This window comes from Nostoc sp. NOS(2021) (genome assembly GCF_017115025.1).
Classification (GTDB): Bacteria; Cyanobacteriota; Cyanobacteriia; order Cyanobacteriales; family Nostocaceae; genus Nostoc.
Genome location: NZ_JABXKM010000214.1, coordinates 1 through 5,214, shown reverse-complemented (window position 1 = coordinate 5,214; position 5,214 = coordinate 1). Strand labels below are relative to the sequence as shown.

General features: G+C 37.6%; 4 protein-coding genes. All 4 read left to right on the top strand.

What is annotated here, in order from left to right; genetic code table 11:
* Positions 1 to 454 precede the first annotated feature (454 nt).
* Positions 455 to 1,279, top strand: coding sequence for a glycosyltransferase family 2 protein (locus tag HWQ41_RS23170; protein ID WP_292768118.1), 825 nt, complete (start codon positions 455 to 457; stop codon positions 1,277 to 1,279).
* A gap of 93 nt (positions 1,280 to 1,372) precedes the next feature.
* A complete protein-coding gene (locus HWQ41_RS23165) occupies positions 1,373 to 2,599 on the top strand; it encodes a glycosyltransferase family 4 protein (RefSeq protein ID WP_292768115.1) in 1,227 nt (408 codons plus the stop codon).
* Between the two features lie 155 nt (positions 2,600 to 2,754).
* Entirely contained in the window at positions 2,755 to 4,299 is a 1,545-nt protein-coding gene (locus HWQ41_RS23160; RefSeq protein ID WP_292768113.1) for an efflux RND transporter periplasmic adaptor subunit, read from the top strand.
* A 95-nt stretch (positions 4,300 to 4,394) separates the two neighbouring features.
* Positions 4,395 to 5,102 (top strand): class I SAM-dependent methyltransferase, encoded by a 708-nt coding sequence (locus HWQ41_RS23155; protein WP_292768111.1) that lies wholly within the window; start codon positions 4,395 to 4,397, stop codon positions 5,100 to 5,102.
* Positions 5,103 to 5,214: the final 112 nt, after the last annotated feature.

The following is a 5,214-nucleotide window of genomic DNA, read 5'->3' as shown; positions in this document are numbered from 1 at the left end:
AAAATATACCATCAAAATAAATATTTTTGAAATAGTGATTGTTGAGTATAAGAATTAACGTCTGTAATAATACTCAAAAACATAAGAATTTAGTTTTTTATATTATAAAAAATAGTTAAAATTCCTGATATTAATAATTTCCGGATGATTATATTATTATTGTTATTAATGTTTTCATTTCTTAACATTAAATAAAAATACTGATTCCCTTTTTAAAATTTAAATTTATATTTAATTTATCAGCCTTGGTTTTGAAATCATTGAATTCTGCGCGTAAGTATACAGATAGATAAAGCCTAAGATTTGAAAACTGCTAGAAAATGGGAGATTTCTGCTAATTAGCCTTAGTTAATTAGTCTAATTTTAGATGCTGATCAATTTAAATACTTAAACGACTCATAGGCTCAAAAACAGTAGCGTTTTTTGAAAAAACATAATCTTTAGGAAATAAAATATGGTTACTTTAAGTACTATAAGCTTGTTAGGAAAATCAAGTTTTAAGAAATCTGTCCCCTCTGGTCATTCTTCAATTACTGTAGTTATTCCATGCCTTAATGAAGAAGGGAATCTGGAACGTCTCCTGCTTAATATAGAAGAAACGTTTGAGAATATGGGCTTTAGTTTGCCAGTACTAGTAGTTGATGATGGCAGCACAGATAATAGCTATCAAATCCTCAAGAAAATGAGTGAGAAATGTGATTATTTGAAGATCATTCGTCATCCACAGAGGCGGGGTGTAACTGAAGTATGGAAGACAGCATTAGATAATGTCCAAACTGATTGGATATTTTGGGGACAAGCAGACTTAGAGTCAGATATCCGAACTGACTTACCATTGCTCTTAGAAGCTTGTGTACCAGGAGTAGATGCAGTAGCTGGTTGGCGGCAGAAACGGGGTGATGGTAAGATTCTTGCTTCTAAATTGGCCAATACTACTTGTAGTTTACTCTTTGGTTTAAACATCCACGATATGAACTGGATCAAACTAGTCCGTCGTGATTTATTATTGACTCTGCCAGTAGAAAAAATTACCCATCGCTACTTATTGGCGGTATTAGCAGCACAAGGATATAACGTTACAGAAGTTCTCACACCTTGGCATCCTCGACATTCTGGAACAAGCAAGTTTGGCAAAAAGCGTCTTCTGACTTCAGCTATTGATTTTGTCAAGTTATGGTGGTGGTTTCAAACTGAAGGTTGTCTACTTAATCGACGCCAAGAGAAAAGAATTGATTCAACCATAAACTATCCTGGTGTTGTTCAACAGGAAATAGTCTAGTCAATTCAACTCGTCATAAATAAACCCAGAGACAGTTAGTCATATGCTTCTGGGTTTCATTTTCACCCCAAATTTAGTAAGTTTTTCACACCTATGAGTATTGAAGATAAACACATTCTTGTCGTCACTTCCGTATATCCTATGACTGCTGACGGCAATCATGGTGCTTTTGTACGTGAGGCAATTTTACGCTTGCAAGCAACAGGGGCTAAGTTTACGGTATTCGCTCCTGCCTACGAAGGTTCTAAAAGCCATGTATTAGATGGAGTAAAAGTATATCGCTTTCGCTACTGCCCAAAACATTTTGAAAATTTGGCAAGGGATGGTGCTCCTACCAAGTTGCAGAGACAGCCTCTCTATTTGTTAGCTGCTATTTTGTATATCTTGTTGGGTACGCTGCAATTGTTTTGGGTATGCTACAAGGAAAAGCCAAATTTACTCCAGATTCATTGGCCTTTTCCTCACGGGTTGATGGCTTTACCTGCCAGCATCTTATTGGGTATTCCGATGGTGTTTAGTTTCCACGGAGCCGAATTAATGTTAGCAAATAAGTTCGGTTTTGTGACACATATTCTCCGTTGGTTACTGCCTATCGCTAAAGGTGTGACAGCCAATTCTTCTTTTACTAATGGGTTAATTCGTAAAATTTTTGATGGGTCTGTTACCGTTATTCCTTACGGTATGACTATAAAGCCGAAGCCACCTAAAAAACGTTCACCAGAGGAAGTGCCTAAGCTTCTGTTTGTCGGTAGGTTAGATGAACGTAAAGGTTTGCGATATTTATTGACAGCTCTACCTTTAGTCTTAGCTAAATATCCTGTACGTTTACGCATTGTGGGCAAGGGAATTCTCGAAGATGAGATTAAATCACAGTGTCATGCAATGGGTCTAAATGACGTAGTAGATTTCCTTGGCTTTGTCAGCAAAGAAGAATTAGCTGATGAATATGCGGGGTGTGACATATTTGTATTACCAGCAATTGTCGATAGCAAGGGTGATACTGAAGGCTTAGGAATTGTGATGATAGAAGCTTTAGCTCACCAAAAGCCTGTAATTGCCAGTGCTGTAGGGGGAATTGTCGATGTAATCCATTCTGGAATTACTGGATTATTAGTACCAGAAAAAGATCCAGAAGCTTTAGCACAAGCAATCTTGACTTTATTATCGAATCCCATCAAAGCCCAAAAAATGGGTCAAGAAGGTTTAGCAGATATAGAAGTTCGCTTTACTTGGCATCGGATTACGCCTATATGGGAAAAAGTATTTGCAAACGCATTGGATAGCGCTGTAACTAGAAAAGGTACTGAAACTCTTGCCTAGTAAAATTTTCCGATTAATGGTGATTGGTGATTTTTATGAGGATTGTTAGTTTGTTGAGTATTCAGGGAAATATGTATATAGCTTGTATGAAGGGTAGGTAAATAAATCCATCTCTGAATGAAATTCTGGAATTAGTTCTACTTTTTTTATATATCATGATACAGTCGCGTCTAATTTTAACTCACGGGATTCTCACAACTTGCGTAGTAGCCCCTTTAGGTTTAATGGGGATTTTAAGCTTAACTGTACTTCTCCCTGCTCTCAAAGACCCAGAATCAAGATTTTACTCTTCAGGTTTCGGTTATCCAGCTTTGCAACGTATGGCTGGCAAACCTATCCAAGTAGAGACTGCGCTAGTAGCGTCAAAAAGTTTAGAGGATAATCTAGCCGCTCCTGGTGAATCTGTTGCTATGCAGGAAGTCAATGTTCGTTCTTTGATATCGGGGCCTGTAGAAAAACTTTTCGTTGAGGAAGGGCAAAGCGTGCGCCGAGGCCAACCTCTGCTCCAGTTACAAAAAGCTCCCTTTGAAAATGAAGTGAATACGGCTCGCAATAACCTCGCTATTGCGGAAAAGAACCTTGAAACTGTGCAAAACTCGGTATCAAAAAGGTTATCAGACCTGAAAGAGGATGTTATATCTGCTCATGACAGGTTTTATGCAGCTAAAACTAGACTAAGAACAATTGACAAACTCGCAGATCAAGAATTAAACAACAATATCCAGGCTGCTCAGGTAAGGGTAGGGACTGCTGAAGAGAAACTCAGACAAATTAAAATTTTAGCGGAGCAGGGAGCAATTTCCAAGTTTCAACTCTATGATATGCAAGATACCTATGCAACTCGCAAAAGAGAACTAATAGCTGCTCAACAGGGAATTATTACTACCCAAAGCCAGCAATTTACCAACGAAGATTTCTACATTGCTCGCCAAAACGACTTCATTTCTTCTCAGCAAGCTGTGTCATTAGGCCAGGACACACTAGAGAAAGATGTCAAAAATGCTCGCCTCACCGTTGACAACAGGAGAATAGAACTACAAGAGGCTCTGAGAAATTTAAGTAGAACAGTTATATATGCCAGCAGCGATGGTTTAGTGAGTTTGGTAAATATAAATACTGGTGAAATAGCGGATGCACGGGGACGTGACTCGTTAATAACTTTAACTGAGAATATTGTATTTAAGGCTTACATTGATCAAGCTAGACTTAATGCAGTCAAAGTGGGTAATAAAGCTATAGTGCATTTGGTGGCATACCCAGGACGTACTTTTGAGGGACGGGTAATTCAGCTTAATCCAACCGTACAAACTAATGCCACTAAGCCCAGTCAAGTGGGTATTGACCGACAATTTACCTATTCTGTTTGGATTGCTGTTGATAATTTGCAAATGCCTCCAGGTTTGCAGGGTTATGTTCAGTTTATTGATCAAAGTAGAACGGCTTTAATGATTCCAGAAAGTTCTGTTACTCATTTGTCTGCTGGTGAAGGCATGGTGATGGTTGCGGAAGCAGGCAAAGCTGTTGTGAAAAAAGTCAAGCTAGGAAGAACATTTGATAACCAGCGTGAAGTGCTGGCAGGCTTAAAGTCAGGAGAAGAAGTAGTATTATCTCCCAGAGTGTTAAATCCAGGCGATCGCTTGGAAATTGATACCCCACTAGCACAGCAATCAGTCGGCAAAAACGAGGCACAAGTTCGTTGACCAAAATTAGACTGAGTACAATTTGCTTGCAATGTTACGCGACATTATCAGCTACACGTTTACTACAAACACTTAACAAAGTAAAGAAATTTAAAATGAAAGAACTCTTCTTAAAATTCACAACATCTCCAATCGGTTTCATTAAAACAGTTTTATACAAACTAACTATGGGACCAGTAATCTATGGTAAGGGAGATGACTATGATGCTGGTCGATATTGGCGCGATCGCCTGTCTAAATATGGTAAATCTATCAGAGGAGTTGGTGATCAAAGCCTGTCGGAAAAAGACAATCAAGAGGCTTATGCCCAAGCAGCAAAAATTTTTATCGATTACTGCTTAAAGCAAAAAATTGATTTCAATAATGCCAAAGTTCTAGAAATTGGTTGCGGCACTGGTTATTACACCCAAATGTTATTTGACTTAGGTGTAAAGAACTACTTGGGAGTGGACATTACTGATGTATTGTTTCCCGAACTTCAGCAAAAGTTTGCCAATTTTCAATTTCAAAAAAAAGACATTACCACGGATGATATATCAGGAAAATTTGATTTAATAGTCATGATTGATGTTATCCAGCACATCGTTACAGATAGTAAGTTTAAATCAGCTATGAATCAAATAAAATCAAGCTTGTCTGATAATGGAGTTTTTATTTTAGCTCCCTTATTAAAGACAAAAAAACGTGTGATGTTTTATCTTAGTGATTGGACTGTTGATGATCTTCAATCTTGTTTTCAAGATAATAAAATTGGTGAATCAGTACCATTTAGAACTGGCTATCTTCTTTCAATGAAAAAGTAATTATTTCCAATTACAATTTGCGTGATCTTCAATCAGTGTTGATTCTAAATTTTGTAATTACGAAATGTTCAATTCTGACTTATAGCGGTTCTTGCTTGAGTAGGTACTGAAC